Here is a 14,943-nt window from a genome sequence, read left to right on the forward strand (position 1 = left end):
TCCTACTCGATCCCCGCCTGAAGCTTTAATTCAGCCAGTGAAAGATTGTAGTTTGTTATGGCGTCGACGAATTTCTGTCGCGCTTCGATCATCTGATTTTGAAAGAGAAGGAATTCCGAGAGCTCGACCTGCCGCTCCTCGTAAGCTTTCAGGTAAAGCTCCAGCGTCTCGTCGAATTTTTTCATCGCAGTTTCGGGATAATACGAGAGTTCCTGTTCGCTCAATTTGAGCCTCGTGTAAGCCGCCCGAACGGACCTCTCAATGCCTTGGCGCAAGTTGAGATAATTGATGTTCGCCGCGCTCTTCCGCGCCAGCGCTTCTCGAAGCTCCGCTTGTTTGCGATCGAATATCGGCAGTGGGATCGAGATCCGTCCGCCGATGATATTGTCCCTATCATCGCGCTCGTAGAATGGACCGGCTTTGATGTTCGGAATCTTTTCTGACCGCGTGAGTCTTTCTTCAGCCTCAGTCAGTTTTACCTCACGCTCCAGCGCGGAAAGATCGGGCCTTCGCTCCAACGCAGTCCTGACCAGATCAGCGGGAGAGAGAGACGTCGGAGCCGGCTTCAGTTCGGCGATGACTTCCACCTGGACGTCGGGCTCGAGCCCCAGGTCCGTTCTGAGTTTCGCCAGCGATTCTTCATAGTCTCGCCGCAACCCGATCAGGTCACTTCTGGCCCGACTCAATTCAAATTCTGAAAGAGTGTGCTGAACTTCAGGGATGTCCCCCAGCCTGAGACGGGTGCCGGACGCTTCATAGAGACGGCTTCGGAGATCGACAATCTGTTCTGCCTGCTTGGCCTTTGCTTGATTGTTGACGAGTCGCAGGAATAGTTCGGTTACGCGGAAGCGCAAGGTTCGCTCGAAGTCAGCAACTTCAAATTTGATCTTTTCAAAATTTCTTTGTGCCGCTTGGCGCCGGAAAACAGGTTGGCCGCCAATTTCGAATTCCTGAGAAAAGAACACACCACCCTGAAGAACATTTCGGGAGCCGTCCTCAGACTTGTTCAAGCGGCGATTGGAGACATCCCCCTCCAGCTCAGGATTATGTTGAAATAGAAGATTAGCCCGGATAAGTCTGGCCTCGGCTAAACCCAGGTCTTCCCGCTTGGCTTTGAGTTCCAGGTTGCGCTCCAGCGTAATTCTGACGACCTGCTCCAACGTCAGTTGCAAGCGTTCGGCGCCGAAGACAGATGACACGGAAAAGAGATAAGCCCCGAAGGATATCGAATAGATCTTGATCCACCGTGAAGTAACCATAACCAACCTCTTAACGTCTAAAAAAGTACGCGCTGCGGAACGCGCGGACACTAATTCACAAGCCCGTATGAAATCGGGAATGAAATAGAGTGAAGTTAAGCGGCGGTACTAGATCCGAAAAACAGAAAGGAAAAGATGGCGAGCAAGATCGATTGGCAGAGAGAACGTTACAACTCTTTTGAAGACCGCCTCCAGCCACAGATCGTTTCTAAACGGGGAGGACAGCGTTTCGGGGTGCAGACCGGCAGTAAGCAATACGCCTTTACTTGAGCGAGTCAGCTCGACGACGGACGCCCGCAGCGCCGGCCCTACTTGTAGATGTACTGAAATACAATGAATAGTCGGTTCAGATTCGTCTGACGACTCGCTGTGCTTGTTCGGGCCTTGCGTATCGTGGTGATGCTGAGCTGTTGCCGAGGCTGAATGGTCCTCGTCCAAGCACCTTGCCAGCGCCTCCGCTATCCCGGAATGGATAACGATCAGACATAAGGCAAGTATCGTATAAAATTTGAAGGACCCGCGATTCATTCCTTGTGTCCTATACCAGAGGAACTTCGTTCTTTCAAATAGCCCTTACGAGCAAAACGAGGAGGCTGGTGGGTCTGTGCCTTGGCCTATTAAAGTAGTCCTCCATCACCTAATCCGACGATTCCCGTTCGGAGCTTATGCATCGGCCGTTCGCGCGCTGCTAAAAACCGACCCGCGCGATCACACCCAATTTCGAAGGGTCGCTGCATCTAAGGCTGCGACAGTGGACGCTCCTCGTACTGCTTACGCCACCCGTATCGGGTCATGCCCCGCGGTTTGTACACCGCCAGCGTCGTGGCCACGAGCAGCACCCGCAGGCCGCCGCCAGCGTGGAGAAGTTCGCCCCGCAGCCCGCCGAGAGAGACACTGTCCGTCTCTGCCGCTACGCCTGCGAAGTAACTCACTGTCGGCATGTGCAGCAGCAAGATGATGGTCGCGAAGACGGTTAGCAGGAAGTAGGCAACGACCGCGCCGAGCCAGCCGACCGAGCAAGTGACATGCGCGGTGAGCACGAACTTGCGGAGGCCGGGTGTCATGGTCATGGCTGTTGCACCCGGTGTTCTATGTGCGGTGTGTGGCCCGACCAGGGTAACCGGACTGTATGTGGCGACCAGGGCCGTGGTCACCACCGCCGATGAACATCATGATGACGACCAGCAGGACCAGGACGATGACGATGATCCCAGACACTTTCAACCAGCGTGGTGTGCCGGGGTAGGGGTGCAGGTCAGCCATGTGCGTGTCCTCGTTCGCGCTTTGACGATAATCTCCTTACTGGATGGATCTCGGGAGCCGATTAGCGGGGGTGGCTTCGGTAGAACTCCTTGGTTTTTGCGTAGACGCCTTCGCTAACGCCTCCTCGATTGCTGTCTGAAAGACTTGGAACGGCTGAGCGCCCACAAGTATCCGGCCGTTGAGAAAAAAGGTCGGCGTCCCCCGAGCCCCGAGCTCGAATCCGCGCTTGGTCTCATCCTCGATCTTCTCTTGGTACTTGCGCGAGTCCAGGCACTGGTCGAAGGCTCCCACGTCCAGCCCCACCTGCCGAGCGTATTGTTTCAGCTTCGCGTTTGTGAACGCGAGTCCGCCCTGACTCTGGAAAAGCTTGTCATGATACGGCCAGAATTTCTTCTGCTCCGCGGCGCACTCGGCACCCTGAGCGGCAGCAAAGGAATGCTCTCCCTGAAGGGCAAAGTGCTGGTACGCGAACCGGACCTGGCCGTTCTTGATATAGGTCTCTTTTATTCGTGGAAGCGTCTCAGCCCAAAATTTTCGGCAGAAACTACATTGAAAGTCCGACAGCTCGAACATGGTAACCGGTGCACTCGGGAGGCCCAGAACCCGCGTGGACTCCAAGACAAAAGTTTGAGATGCGGTAGTCTGCTCGCCAGCCACTACGGCATTCGCGAAGCCAAGCGTGTAGCCCGCCGTCAACATGATCATCACCGCCAACACCCTCATCATCCTCATCACGGGCAATCCTTGGCGGGTGAACACAGGGTCCACATCGGAAACAAATCCCCCGCCACCTGCCGTAAAACCGGATCGTCAGGGCGTTGACAAGGCCTCGACGACCTCTAGATTGTGCTTCTTAACTTGCTCGATCATAGGGCCGGTGACCGTTAAAAACTCCAAGTTGATCTCTGCCTTCTCGCTCGGACCAAGGGTAGCCTGCTTCGTCAAAAACGTGGCCGTTCCGAGAAGCTTGCCGTCAGCCCCAAAGGCCTTTCCCCCCACCTTTATCTTGCCAAGGGTAACGCCGGCCATGTTCTGCACGGTCCCCTTTATGTGGAGGTGGTTTGACGCGCAGATATACATCCCCGGATCCATCCCGGGGTGTAAGCCAACGCTGTCGATTTCCACCTTAACCTTGTCTTTCAGATCTGCTGCCAGAGAGGTGCTAAACCCTCCGAGCATCAGAAGCCCGACAAGAAATGGAACTGCAGTTGCCTTCATAACTTTCCTCCTTCTGCGGCTAGAGCCGCGCCTATTTAATGACGCGATTAGCGCGAGACAGCACTTCCCCAGGAACCTGGAGGCCGAGCTGCTTCGCGGTTTTAAGATTAATAATGAACTCGATCCGGTCGGGGAGCTCGACGGGCAGCTCACGAGGAGGCGTCCCCGTAAGGATCCTATGGGCCAAGCGCGCGGCCTGGCGGCCTTGAGCATACTGGTCAGGACCATATGAAACCAGTGCGCCGAACTGCGACCAGAACGAGGCCGGATACATAGTGGGCAGGTTGTTTGAGGTTGCTACCTCGAGGCTTCGCCCGGGGATGTTGAGATTCGGGCCGGACTGAATGATCAAGATACCGTCCCTGCCACCTTCGCTGAGCTTGGCGAGTGCCGGCTCGATCTCCAACGGTCTCGTAATGGAGTTTTCGATGAGGATCAGCTTAAGACGACTAGCTTCGCTCTTCGCGGATGCCAGAGCCTCACGTTCCTCAGTCTTCGTTGAGTCGTACGTCACCAACACTCGACGAAGAGCGGGAACGGCTTCCTTGAAGAGCTCCAGACGTTTGGCTGTCAGTTCAGCTCGGAGATTGGCTATGCCTGTGATATTCCCTCCCGGTCGAGCAATACTCTCAACGAGGCCGAGCCTCACGGGATCGCTAACTTGCGTGAAAACGATCGGTATCCGCCCGGTCTCTTTCCGGCACGCATCCGAAACACAAAAGAGAAGATCCGGTTTCTGTTCTATCAGTTCTGCAGCCAGCTTAGGGAGACGCGCCAAGTCGCCCTTCGAGGCGCGAACCTCGAAGATGATATTTTTTCCCTCTACGTAGCCAAACTCCTTGAGACCGTCCCGGAACCCGTTAGTGCTAGAGTGCCAAGGCACCATGGCGTCGGTCAGGATTCCGATTTTGAAAGACGTTGGCGGCTGTGCCGCCAACGCACCGGGCGAACAGACTAGATTCATCAGCACCGCAATGCCCCATGTCACGAATGAGGCAATATACCCGCGCAAGACGGAGCCCTGAATCTTCACTGGATCACCTTATCGCCCGCGGCAATGGAATGGAAGTAAATCCCGCTCGACACGGCAGGTCCGTCAACTCATGGCGCAGGAGGTGTGGGCGTTGGAGATCCGTACTTACTGTAGGTCCGGTCGATATACGTTCGGATCTCCTTCAAGGGCTTGCTTTGGTCCATCATTCTCATCACGTCACGCGTGATGTTGATGCAGATGTCTCAGTTGAGGCTCATCCGGTCGAAAATCAGGTTGCCCGGTTTGGAACTTTCTTTAAGGTAACAAGATGCGTTGCTCGTATGACCGTCGCTGCCGCAACCGCAATAGCAAGGAATGTAGCGGAGGACTTCCTGATTCGCGATAGCAAACCGATAAGCTTCCCTGATTCTCGGAGAGGCGCGTCTGATATCCGCAGCAAGCACGGACTCCGGGGCTAGCTTGTAGGCGGAGCTGCTTGCCTCACCAGCCCATACGAGCGAGAAATCTCCCGCCAACAAAAGTCCCAGTGTCGTGAACCCGTGAACCAGGAAAGCGCGCCTGTCAATTGTATTGCCGGTTCCGGAAATCACTCGACATCCTTCTTCATTCTTTCAAAGTCGTCTTTGCTAATCTCGCCCTTCGCGTAACGCTTCTTGAGAATGTCGAGCGCGCCATCAGCGTCGCCGGTTTTGTGAGCCGACATCATCGCGTGGCACTGATCCATCATCTTCATCATGCCCATCATGCCGCCCATGCCCTGCATGCCGCCTTCACCGCCCTTTTGCTCTCCCATCATTCCTTGCATCCCCTGCATGGATGAACCCTCTTGCCGCTGGCCACTTTGCTGCGCCAGGGTATTTTCGGAAAGTATCAAGAGAACCACTAATCCCATCAACGCGATCGTTTTCATAGCACCCTCCTGTTTTGCCAAAAAGGCGACCGTTTCGCGAAAGAAACTCCTTCGCTTTGCCGCAGAATAGTCAGCCGGGCTGGCTGTAGACGATAATATTCTCACAGCGTTTTCCCGCCGGTTATTGGGTTCGATCACAAAGCGTGATCAACTCCCTCGTGAAGGAACAGAACGATCATCATGATATATCCGATAACAAGACCGAGAAAAAACGTCGCTCCAGCGAGAGCACGGATCGGCAACTCCACAGATCTATTCTTACGGCGCAGACTGAAGTACCGCAAGGTCCAAATGATCATGAAAGCTAAGACCGTCAAGATCAGAATGTGCTTAGCTCCCATGAACAGCGTATAGCTCCGGCCAAAGCGAATTTGAGATAAGCCATCAAGATTCCAGAAGTAGGGTGGAAGAAAAAACGGAGTCCAACGGTCCATGCTCACTACTCCGGAGAAAGTCTGAATCAAAACAGCGATCCAGTAAACCGATAGAAACCGCGCCGGCAATACTGGACTAAAAACGAGCGCCGTCGCGCTTCCTCCCAACCAGAGCCCAAAACCGAGGAGGTGAACCCACCTTGTCGTGATATCTATCCACGCAGCGCCGGTTGTGAGAAGCCGAAAGTCGTTCGGAGGCGGCATGTTCTGGTTCGATGCAGTTTGGCCGCGAGGGCCTTCAGGGCCCACGACACCGCCTAGCGAGTGAATCGGAGTTGGCCACAGGTCCGCAACTTCGTGATAGAAAAGAACCGTCGCGGTAGCGAAAGCGATGATGATAACGAGAACAGACTGCGAGATGAGGAAAAGCTTTCTAAGTTTACTTTTGTCTAGCCGAGAGCAGAGATGAAGCAGGGTGGTTACCAAAGTAATCAGTACCACCAAGATGTATAGTCCCAACTTAACTGCCAAGATGATGGTGTAGGTGACTCCGTAGGGAATTTTTTCCAACAGGGGAAGCAAAAGAAGGCTCGGCGTCTCTGGAATCCCGGCGCTGTATTCCATGTTATAGTTGCCTGTTGCGAGAATCACGAGGACCAGAAACCAAGCTGAATAAAGGAGCTGATCCAACGATGGCTTTGCCTCAAGGAGGAGAGTACCTGCGGTTAAGCCAAACCAGAGGACAAAGGCCGTAAGGTGCGTCCATTGGATAGTGAGATGAAGCCAGGTAAGCCAACCGGAAAGAAGTTCAGGATCGACGTGCTGCGGGGCTTCGTGCGCGAGAGCTAAAATAGCAGGGAACAATAAGCTTGCAAGGACCAGCGGAATTGAGATCTTGAAAGTCAACGGTGCAGCAACCTTTTCAAAATGACCTTCAGCCGCGAAGCAGAATTTTTATATCCTTACGCAGGCGTTTCAGTTGGCTGGGCTATAAACCATTACTTTCCTGATGGTTGGTCTTCCTTTTTTTCTTTCATCATCATCCGCATGATGAGGTACATGCCGACGGGACAGGCGAGCAGTGCCGCAATGCTCAAGAACCCACTTGCGAGCGCGCCAAGCGATATCCCGAAAAGTGTAATTGCAGCTATCAGGAGCAGCGGCGCCGCACAGCATAGGGCCATCGTGAGCCCGCCCTTGAGCCATCCTTTCTTTTTCATTGAGCAGACCGCAGTCTTCTCCGTGGCTCCAACCTCTTGGCGGGTTGGTAATTCCTCGGTTCGTGAAATGTCGTTCGACTAAAACCTCCTTGGTTTATATTTTACGTCTAGCTGCCACTGTTCTTTCAGCTCTATTTCTGCTGTTCCCATTGTGTTCCGCCATCTGCGCTTTTAAATATGGCCCCTTGCATAGTTGCGGTGTGGATTTCATTCGGTTTTTTCGGATTCACAGCGACCGCGGCCAAATTTTTGAGTTCTTTCCCGACGGGCTTCCACGTCTGGCCCGCATCCGTGCTCTTGAAAAGTCCATCTCGCATGGCGACATACATGACCTTTGGATTCGAAAGGTCCGCTGCAAAGCCGTTCACGGTCCCATTGGCGGGCAGACCGCCCACCTTCGTCCACCCTCAGAAACAATCCGGACTGCGTTGCAGACCCTCAGCAGTACCGGCATAGAGGAATATTCCTCCCATGCCTGTCGGGATATTCACCGACGTCAGCACTTTGACTTCACCGCCGGGCCCATCATCCACACGCGTCCATTTCCCGCCTCCGTTGGCGCTGCGATAGACTCCTTCTCCTTTGTCTCGCACCAGAGCGTGCACCTTGCCGTCTTTTGGATCGATGGCAAGACCGTGGACATCCGGCCCCCCAAGACCGGTGTTGATCTCTTTCCACGTCGTCCCGCCGTCTGTGCTCTTGAAGACACCGGCCTCGTGCGTGGCGACGTAAATCGTCTTAGGCTCTTTCGGATCGGGTGTGACAGCCATAACGTCGAAGCCGGATTGCTTTGCCGATAGCTCCACCTTTTTCCAGGAATGCCCGCCATCTTCGCTGCGAAAAAGACCCGTGTGGGCGCCTAAAAACAAAGTTCGCCCATCAGCATCTATGGCAAGCGCATGAACGTGCTCAAAACCTTTGCCGTCCTTTTTCCCGCTCATATCCATTTGATGACTATCCCGAGCGGCGGCCGACAGCAGAACCCCCTGACCTTGAACCTCACCGCTGTTGATTAACCAAAGCATTCCTATCAACAGCCAAAAATAAAATCTTCCTTTCATAACACCTCCGGGCATTCGATTATTTTCCCATCCTGTCTTTCATCATTTCTTTCATGTTCCTATCCATCATACCTCCGCCTCGGCCCATCATGCCTTTGCCACCCATCATTCCCGCCATCGCCGCTTGCATGTCGATCATCATCCCCTGGACTTCTTCGCCCACCAGACCCATCATCCCCCTCGGTTTCTCTTTAGTTGCGATGGAAAGAATGTAGTATACCAACGCCCACTGCTCTTTTGGCGTGAGCACGTTTGCATAGGAAGGCATGGGAGTTCCGTTCAGGCCGGCACTGATCGTACGATAGAGATCTTCCGGTTCAGGGCCCGACTTGAAAGGCTTCTGGGTTAGATCCGTCGGCGTTATCGGTTCGCCCCACTCATCCTTCAGTCCCGACGCCGCTGAACCGTCTCCCTTGCCTTCGACCCCGTGGCATTGCGAACAACCGGCTTCCGTGTAAGTCGATCGGCCAAGCACAACGAGCTGGGGGCTGGGAGACGGCTTCGTCGGGATGAAAATGGGCTCCGAACTTTTTTCGTTACTGAACTTGCCGGAGAATTTCTTGAGATACTCGGTGACCGCCCAACGCTCCTTTTCCGAAAGATGAAGCTGCGCCAGCATACTCGTGCCCCTCACACCGCGAGAAATTGTTCTGAAAATATCTTCATCCAATGGCAGTGAACCCGAAAGCGTAGAACGGAACTTATAAATGCCCGTTGTAAAGTCGCGGGGCTTTGTCTTTAGTCTGTCGGCCTGCGGTCCCTTCCCATCGCCCTTCTCGCCGTGACACGCGGCGCAGTTCTCCCGATAGATCCTTTCTCCCAGCTTCACATCAACCTCAGCCTGGACCGCTGCGGTCCCAATGGGGCAAAATTCTTGCACCATAAAGAGTCCCAAAGGTAATGCCGATATTAAAACCTTCTTCATCGCCCCTCAGCTAGAGTCACTCGATGTCTTTTTTGATCCTTTCAAACTCTTCTTTGCTGATCTCGCCTTTGGCATAGCGCTTTTTGAGGATGTCCAAAGCGCTCTCTCCACTCCTCGGGATAAAAGGCATTCTCTGACACCACAACCACCTTATCGCGGCCATAACAGCCACAATAAAAAGAAAGATCAGGACTAGGCCGAGCAGGAAACTGACCACTGCCCAGATCATCATTCCCATCCCATCCATCATCATTCAGTCACCGTTACGTTTTTCGTCCAGCAGCCCCTTAAACAAGGCTCTGGAGTCCTTGCTATCCCACTCTCTGGCACCTATGACCTTGCCCGCAAATTCTCCCTTTCGGTTGATGAAATAGGAAAGCGGGAGAGACCAGGCTCCATACTCCTCCGAGACTTTGCCTTCTTTATCCAACAGGACAGTAAACGTAAGGCCAAGCTCATCGAAGAACTTGCGAACCTCTTTTCTGGTCTCTCGAAAATTAACAGCCACAACCTCTAAACCCGTCTTCTTAAAATCTCGGTGAAGTTTTTCCATGGCCGGCATTTCCTGACGACAAGGAATGCACCACGTAGCCCAAAAGTTGAGAAAGACAACTTTGCCCCTGAAACTTTTAAGACCGATACGTTTTCCGGAAAGATCCTCCAGAGTGAAATCGGGAGCTGGAATGCTTTTCTCGGTCTTCTCGATGCCTAGTTTTTTAAAGTAGTCATCCGCGACAGGACCGGCAGTTTTTTTCTGATGAAAAAAGCCCTCGGCGGAGTTTGCAATCACTAAACCGCAAACCGCTAAGGATAAGAAAACCTGCTCGAACGATCTCGCGTCCATCGAACCCCTTTAGGGATCATGGAGCAGGCACTCTCTCTGGTGCTCGCCCTCTTTTTCGCTCTTCTCTTCCATTTTTGATGGCGGATCTCTCTGCTCCCCCGACTGAGAAGCCAGGGACATTCCTGAAAGAACCAGAAAAGACACTAAAGCCGCCACGCGATTGCTTTCATCACTTCCTCTGGAAAAAGGATGAATGTCGCTCAGCCTCCTCACCAGAAGGCTTGAGAATAAATCAAACTAAACTTCGAGGATCCGACCGAGAAGCGAGATCAGAGATTGAGTATGGAATTGAAAAGACGGATGGAAACTTTGTCCGATCGAAAAGGCAATGCTTTTGTGAACTCCCTCCGGCCCGAAGCGATACCGTTACCGGATAAAGGCATAGAAGTCGCAATCACGGTCAGACCGCTTTTGACAGAATCGCTGGACCCGCGCGCGTCTCGAGAGAGAAATTTGGAAGAAGAATCAAATCCGCAAAGAAATTGATCGCATCCAGTTATCTCCATCGCGCCGTTGTTCTGTGAACAGCCGGTTACGGTAGCGAGAGACTGGCCAGGAGCCGCCAGACTGGCGCACCACATTGCGGTCGCAAATATCACTACAAGACCAACCACAAAGAAGTGCTTTGATGCTCGTTTCACTATCTTTAAATTGCTCGCTTTTGACGGAAAGTCAATACATCCACGCGATGGCTGGAACGTTATTGCCGGTTCCAGAACTCACCCGGTATGCCTACCACGGCTTCAGTAACGCCGCCCGATCAAAAGTAAGCTTTCAGTACGTACTGCTGAATCATCCGATGGGTATTGAAGAACGAGCCGTTGAGGGCCATGGCGTGCACCATGATATCGATGAAACGGTTGCGCTCGTTGTAAAACATGGGAATGACCACGTGCTCCAACTCGTCGTAGAGAGACGAGGCGTCGTCCGACCGGTCGCCGCCTTCTCCGATAACCCGGCCGTGGTCGCCGATGGCCCACCCCGTGACCCCTTCGATGCAGCCTTCGATCCACCAGCCGTCCAGAACGCTCAGGCTGGGCACGCCGTTGAGCGCCGCCTTCATGCCGCTGGTCCCCGAGGCCTCGAGCGGCGGTTGCGGCGTATTCAGCCACACGTCGACGCCGGACGTCATCAGCCTTCCGCGCTCCAAATCGTAATCCTCAAGGTAAGCGATCTTTACGTCTTGCCGGAGAATATCTTTAACCTGGAAAATCCTTTGGATGAGCTTCTTGGCGCCGAGATCCTGAGGATGGGCCTTGCCCGCGTAGACCACCTGGAAAGGCCCCGCCGCCGCTCTGATGGCCTTGAGCTTCCCAAGATCCTGGAAAAGCAGGTCCGCCCTCTTGTAAGTCGCCGCGCGGCGGCCGAAACCGATCGTCAGGATGTCCTCCTCCATTCCCGCGTCCGTTTCGCGGTTAACATGCTCGAGCAACTGCCGCTTGGCTTCGGCGTGGGCTTGCCATACTTCTTGCCGGGGAATGGTCAGCGCGTATCTGAGGCTGAAGTTGTCCTGTCTCCAACCGGGGATGTAGCGGTCGTAGAGCTCTTGAAAAGCTTTCGCGGTCCAGGTCTGCGCATGGACTCCGTTGGTGATCGCGTCGATGTTGTAGCGGGCGAACATCAAGCGCGAGATCTCTCCATGTCTCTTGGCCACGCCGTTGATGTAGTGAGTCATGTTAAAACCCAGGAAGGTCATGTCGAGCGTGTCGCCGCAGAAAACCAGGTCCTTGATGTCGATCATGGCCTGGAGCCCGCCGAGGACGCGTTCCGCCAGATCTTTCGGAAACCGATCGTGTCCCGACGGCACGGGGGTATGCGTCGTGAAAACGCACTGCCTTCTCACCGCCTCGATGTCACGGTGGGTAATCGTCCGCCGGCCTTCTTTTCTGGCCGCTTCGTCCAACAATTCCAGAACCAGGAGGCTCGCGTGCCCCTCGTTCATATGGAATCGCTCAATCTCTTCGTACCCGAGAGCTCTCAGCATTCTCACTCCGCCGATGCCGAGGATGGCTTCCTGGCACAACCGATAATGCTGGCCTCCGCCGTAAAGAAAGTGCGTGAGCGCTCTATCCCACTCGGAATTCTCCGGCAGGTCGGCATCGAGGAAATAGACCGGCACAACGGCGCCGGCGGCGCCGTGGACCTCCCGCTTCCAAGCGCAAAGCTGAACGTTCCGCCCTTCGATCGCCACGGACGTCCTCTGCGGCATCTCGGTCAGAAAGTCTTCTACCCGCCAATTCACCGGCTCTTCGATCTGCCAGCCGCTCGGGTCGATCTTTTGGCGAAAATATCCCCGGCGATAAAGCAATGTGAGCGCAACCACCGGCACCTTGAGATCGGCGGCGGCGCGAATCGTATCTCCGGCGAGCACGCCCAGTCCGCCGCTGTAGGTCGGCATCCCGGACTCGATTGCGACCTCCATGGAAAAATAAGCTATCTTACGTTCGTCGTTCACGTTACGAATCTCCGACGCCTTACCCGCCAGCCTGGGACAAGACGCACGGTGGGTCCTCCGGGTTCATTTCAATGGCGCGAGAATCTAAAAGGAGTCCAGCGACGAGGACGTTGCCGCCGCTTGTCTTAAAGGATGATTGGACAACTCGTCGACTAGAACTTGATCACGGCCGCGCCCCAGGCGAACCCCGCGCCGAACGCGTTCAACAGAACGATGTCGCCGTGGCGGATGCGCCCCTCGCGCCGGGCTTCGTCGAGCGCGACGGGCACGGAGGCGGCGGAGGTGTTGCCGTAGCGGTCGAGGTTGACCATCACTTTCGACATCGGAATTTTCAGCCGTTCCGCCAGGGCGCCGATGATTCTGAGATTCGCCTGGTGCGGAATCACCAGCGAGATTTCATCGATGTCCACATCCGCCTCGTCGAGCGCTTCGCGGCTGATCTCCTCCATGGAGCGCACGGCGACCTTAAAAACTTCCTTGCCGTTCATCGTGATCGTGTGCTCGTTTTTCCTCACGCTCTCCAGGCTGGCGGGCTTGAGCGAACCGCCCGCAGGAACATAAAGAGTCTTCGCATACGACCCGTCGGTGCGGAGCTTGGTGCTGAGAATGCCACGGTGCCCGTCGTGCGCGGCGCCGACGACCACGGCTCCGGCGCCGTCGCCGAAGAGGATGCAGGTGGTCCGGTCCTTCCAGTTGAGGAGCCGGCTGAGCGCGTCCGAGCCGACGACCAGCGCGTGGCGGATCATGCCGGTCTTCACCATGGAATCGGCGACCGCGAGCGCGTTCAAAAAGCCCGAGCAGGCGGCGTTCACGTCGAAGGAAAATGCCTTGCGCGCGCCGAGCATGTTCTCCAGGACGCAAGCCGAGCTGGGAAAAGGGTAGTCCGGCGTCACCGTCCCCATGATAATGGCGTCGAGATCCTTCGCCTCCACTCCCGCGTCTTTGAGGGCGCGCACCGCGGCGCGATGCGCCATGTCCGCGTTGCCCTTGCCTTCTTCCAGGACGCGTCTCTCTTTGATGCCGGTGCGCGTCGTGATCCATTCGTCGCTGGTATCGACGAGCCGCTCGAGAGCGGCGTTGGTGATGACGCGCGACGGAAGCTCCGACCCGGTGCCGAGGATTACGCTTCTCGTGTGCGAGGTTCTCACGCGTGCCTCCTGAAGATCACGCAGGCATTGGTCCCGCCGAAGCCGAACGAATTGGACAGCGCGACCTGAAGATCCGCCCTGCGCGCCTGGTTGGGAACGTAATCCAGATCGCAATCGGGATCGGGATTCTCATAGTTGATGGTCGGCGGAACAAGTCCGTGGTGAAGCGCGAGGACGCTGTACGCTCCTTCGATCGCGCCGGCCGCGCCCAGCAGATGGCCGGTCATCGACTTGGTCGAGCTGACCGGAATTTTGTAGGCGTGCTCGCCGAAAACTTTTTTGATCGCCTGGGTCTCGTTGATGTCGTTGTACTCGGTGGAAGTGCCGTGGGCGTTGATATAGCTCACCTCGCTCGGCCGGATCGCCGCGTCGTCCAGGGCGAGCGCCATGCAGCGCGCCGCCCCTTCGCCTTCGGGCGCCGGCGCGGTCATATGATAGGCGTCGCCGTTGGCCGCGTAGCCGATGATCTCGGCGTAAATTTTTGCCCCACGCTTGAGCGCCCGCTCTCTCTCCTCCAAGATCAGCACGCCCGAGCCCTCGGCGATGACGAAGCCGTCGCGCTCTTTGTCGAACGGCCGGCTCGCGCGCTCGGGAGCGTCGTTCCGCGTCGAAAGCGCCTTCATCGAGCTGAATCCTCCGACGCCGAGCGGCGTGATGGCCGCCTCCGCGCCGCCGGCAATGACCGCGTCCTGGAGGCCGCGGCGGATGAGATGGAAGGATTCTCCGATCGCATTATTCCCCGAAGCGCAGGCCGAAGTGGGAGTCCAGTTGACGCCTTTGGCGCCGTGGCGAATCGCGACCTGGCCCGGAGCAAGATTGGAAATAACTTTCGGAATGAAAAACGGCGAGATTTTCCTCGGACCGCCTTCGAGAAATGCTTTGTGGTACGTCTCGATCGTTTCCAGACCGCACAGCCCGACGCCGATGATCACGCCGACCCGAGCGGCCTCTGCGGGATCGACCTTGAAGCCGCCGTCATCGGCCGCCATTTGAGCCGCGGCGACGCTGTACTGAATGAAGAGATCCATTTTTTTGATTTCTTTCGCTTCTATAAAGTCCTCGGCGCGGAAATCCGGCACTTCGCCGGCGATGCGGCTGGCGAAAAATTCGGTGTCGGGAAAACGGCTGATGCGCCGGATACCGGAGCGCCCGGCCGCGATCGCCTGCCAGTTTTTTTCTACGCCCGTGCCCAACGGACTGACGAGCCCGAGACCGGTCACGACCACGCGGCGCGGTTCCGATTCTCTCATAAGGTCCTTCGACGAGACCTAT

19 protein-coding genes are annotated in these 14,943 nt (G+C 55.6%); 1 reads left to right on the forward strand and 18 read right to left on the reverse strand.

The genetic code is table 11. The annotated features are described in order from the left end of the window. Positions 1-2: 2 nt before the first annotated feature. The gene (locus VGL70_11845; protein ID HEY3304216.1) at positions 3-1,259 is read right to left on the reverse strand and encodes a TolC family protein; all 1,257 of its coding nucleotides are present in this window, start codon (positions 1,257-1,259) and stop codon (positions 3-5) included. Between the two features lie 135 nt (positions 1,260-1,394). On the opposite strand from VGL70_11845, the gene VGL70_11850 reads away from it, so the two are divergent. Next, a complete protein-coding gene (locus tag VGL70_11850; GenBank protein ID HEY3304217.1) occupies positions 1,395-1,529 on the forward strand; it encodes a hypothetical protein in 135 nt (44 codons plus the stop codon). Positions 1,530-1,996: 467 nt separating this feature from the next. Here the strand turns inward: VGL70_11850 and VGL70_11855 are convergent, their stop codons facing one another. The 17 genes from VGL70_11855 to fabF form a co-directional block, all read right to left on the reverse strand. Beyond that, entirely contained in the window at positions 1,997-2,329 is a 333-nt protein-coding gene (locus tag VGL70_11855; GenBank protein ID HEY3304218.1) for a hypothetical protein, read from the reverse strand. 19 nt (positions 2,330-2,348) lie between these two features. Further along, complete coding sequence (locus VGL70_11860; GenBank protein ID HEY3304219.1) at positions 2,349-2,522, reverse strand: hypothetical protein; 174 nt, start codon at positions 2,520-2,522, stop codon at positions 2,349-2,351. Between the two features lie 36 nt (positions 2,523-2,558). After that, positions 2,559-3,239, reverse strand: a complete 681-nt coding sequence (locus VGL70_11865; protein ID HEY3304220.1) for a thioredoxin domain-containing protein — start codon at positions 3,237-3,239, stop codon at positions 2,559-2,561. A 93-nt stretch (positions 3,240-3,332) separates the two neighbouring features. After that, the gene (locus tag VGL70_11870; GenBank protein HEY3304221.1) at positions 3,333-3,740 is read right to left on the reverse strand and encodes an FxLYD domain-containing protein; all 408 of its coding nucleotides are present in this window, start codon (positions 3,738-3,740) and stop codon (positions 3,333-3,335) included. Positions 3,741-3,771: 31 nt separating this feature from the next. Beyond that, the gene (locus VGL70_11875) at positions 3,772-4,773 is read right to left on the reverse strand and encodes an ABC transporter substrate-binding protein (protein ID HEY3304222.1); all 1,002 of its coding nucleotides are present in this window, start codon (positions 4,771-4,773) and stop codon (positions 3,772-3,774) included. A 68-nt stretch (positions 4,774-4,841) separates the two neighbouring features. After that, on the reverse strand, positions 4,842-5,324 hold the full coding sequence (locus VGL70_11880; GenBank protein ID HEY3304223.1) for a PCYCGC motif-containing (lipo)protein: 483 nt from the start codon (positions 5,322-5,324) through the stop codon (positions 4,842-4,844). Further along, positions 5,321-5,644 (reverse strand): SHOCT domain-containing protein, encoded by a 324-nt coding sequence (locus tag VGL70_11885; GenBank protein HEY3304224.1) that lies wholly within the window; start codon positions 5,642-5,644, stop codon positions 5,321-5,323. Before VGL70_11885 ends, VGL70_11880 begins: the two co-directional genes overlap by 4 nt. A gap of 134 nt (positions 5,645-5,778) precedes the next feature. Beyond that, the gene (locus VGL70_11890; protein ID HEY3304225.1) at positions 5,779-6,924 is read right to left on the reverse strand and encodes a hypothetical protein; all 1,146 of its coding nucleotides are present in this window, start codon (positions 6,922-6,924) and stop codon (positions 5,779-5,781) included. A 92-nt stretch (positions 6,925-7,016) separates the two neighbouring features. Further along, on the reverse strand, positions 7,017-7,238 hold the full coding sequence (locus VGL70_11895) for a hypothetical protein (protein HEY3304226.1): 222 nt from the start codon (positions 7,236-7,238) through the stop codon (positions 7,017-7,019). 131 nt (positions 7,239-7,369) lie between these two features. Continuing rightward, a complete protein-coding gene (locus tag VGL70_11900; GenBank protein ID HEY3304227.1) occupies positions 7,370-7,633 on the reverse strand; it encodes a hypothetical protein in 264 nt (87 codons plus the stop codon). A gap of 12 nt (positions 7,634-7,645) precedes the next feature. Continuing rightward, positions 7,646-8,299 (reverse strand): YCF48-related protein, encoded by a 654-nt coding sequence (locus VGL70_11905; GenBank protein ID HEY3304228.1) that lies wholly within the window; start codon positions 8,297-8,299, stop codon positions 7,646-7,648. Between the two features lie 19 nt (positions 8,300-8,318). Next, a complete protein-coding gene (locus VGL70_11910) occupies positions 8,319-9,224 on the reverse strand; it encodes a c-type cytochrome (GenBank protein ID HEY3304229.1) in 906 nt (301 codons plus the stop codon). Between the two features lie 16 nt (positions 9,225-9,240). After that, the gene (locus VGL70_11915; protein HEY3304230.1) at positions 9,241-9,456 is read right to left on the reverse strand and encodes an SHOCT domain-containing protein; all 216 of its coding nucleotides are present in this window, start codon (positions 9,454-9,456) and stop codon (positions 9,241-9,243) included. Between the two features lie 21 nt (positions 9,457-9,477). Further along, positions 9,478-10,068 carry a TlpA disulfide reductase family protein gene (locus tag VGL70_11920; GenBank protein ID HEY3304231.1) on the reverse strand — a complete coding sequence of 197 codons (591 nt, stop codon included), beginning with the start codon at positions 10,066-10,068 and terminating at the stop codon, positions 9,478-9,480. A gap of 760 nt (positions 10,069-10,828) precedes the next feature. Further along, positions 10,829-12,523, reverse strand: coding sequence for an alpha-glucan family phosphorylase (glgP, locus tag VGL70_11925; protein ID HEY3304232.1), 1,695 nt, complete (start codon positions 12,521-12,523; stop codon positions 10,829-10,831). A gap of 152 nt (positions 12,524-12,675) precedes the next feature. After that, a complete protein-coding gene (locus tag VGL70_11930; protein HEY3304233.1) occupies positions 12,676-13,671 on the reverse strand; it encodes a beta-ketoacyl-ACP synthase III in 996 nt (331 codons plus the stop codon). Beyond that, on the reverse strand, positions 13,668-14,921 hold the full coding sequence (gene fabF, locus VGL70_11935; protein HEY3304234.1) for a beta-ketoacyl-ACP synthase II: 1,254 nt from the start codon (positions 14,919-14,921) through the stop codon (positions 13,668-13,670). The genes VGL70_11930 and fabF overlap by 4 nt, the downstream gene beginning before the upstream one ends. Positions 14,922-14,943: the final 22 nt, after the last annotated feature.

It is taken from the genome of Candidatus Binatia bacterium, from assembly GCA_036504975.1.
In the GTDB taxonomy this organism is placed as follows: Bacteria; Desulfobacterota; Binatia; order UBA9968; family UBA9968; genus JAJPJQ01.

Bases quoted from the DNA above. Each gene is read 5' to 3' on its own strand.
- VGL70_11905 (HEY3304228.1), bottom strand. From the start codon at position 8,299: ATGAAAGGAAGATTTTATTTTTGGCTGTTGATAGGAATGCTTTGGTTA.
- VGL70_11915 (HEY3304230.1), bottom strand. From the start codon at position 9,456: ATGATGATCTGGGCAGTGGTCAGTTTCCTGCTCGGCCTAGTCCTGATC.
- VGL70_11845 (HEY3304216.1), bottom strand. From the start codon at position 1,259: ATGGTTACTTCACGGTGGATCAAGATCTATTCGATATCCTTCGGGGCT.
- VGL70_11895 (HEY3304226.1), bottom strand. From the start codon at position 7,238: ATGAAAAAGAAAGGATGGCTCAAGGGCGGGCTCACGATGGCCCTATGC.
- VGL70_11920 (HEY3304231.1), bottom strand. From the start codon at position 10,068: ATGGACGCGAGATCGTTCGAGCAGGTTTTCTTATCCTTAGCGGTTTGC.
- VGL70_11910 (HEY3304229.1), bottom strand. From the start codon at position 9,224: ATGAAGAAGGTTTTAATATCGGCATTACCTTTGGGACTCTTTATGGTG.
- fabF (HEY3304234.1), bottom strand. From the start codon at position 14,921: ATGAGAGAATCGGAACCGCGCCGCGTGGTCGTGACCGGTCTCGGGCTC.
- VGL70_11885 (HEY3304224.1), bottom strand. From the start codon at position 5,644: ATGAAAACGATCGCGTTGATGGGATTAGTGGTTCTCTTGATACTTTCC.
- VGL70_11850 (HEY3304217.1), top strand. From the start codon at position 1,395: ATGGCGAGCAAGATCGATTGGCAGAGAGAACGTTACAACTCTTTTGAA.
- VGL70_11855 (HEY3304218.1), bottom strand. From the start codon at position 2,329: ATGACCATGACACCCGGCCTCCGCAAGTTCGTGCTCACCGCGCATGTC.
- VGL70_11860 (HEY3304219.1), bottom strand. From the start codon at position 2,522: ATGGCTGACCTGCACCCCTACCCCGGCACACCACGCTGGTTGAAAGTG.
- VGL70_11870 (HEY3304221.1), bottom strand. From the start codon at position 3,740: ATGAAGGCAACTGCAGTTCCATTTCTTGTCGGGCTTCTGATGCTCGGA.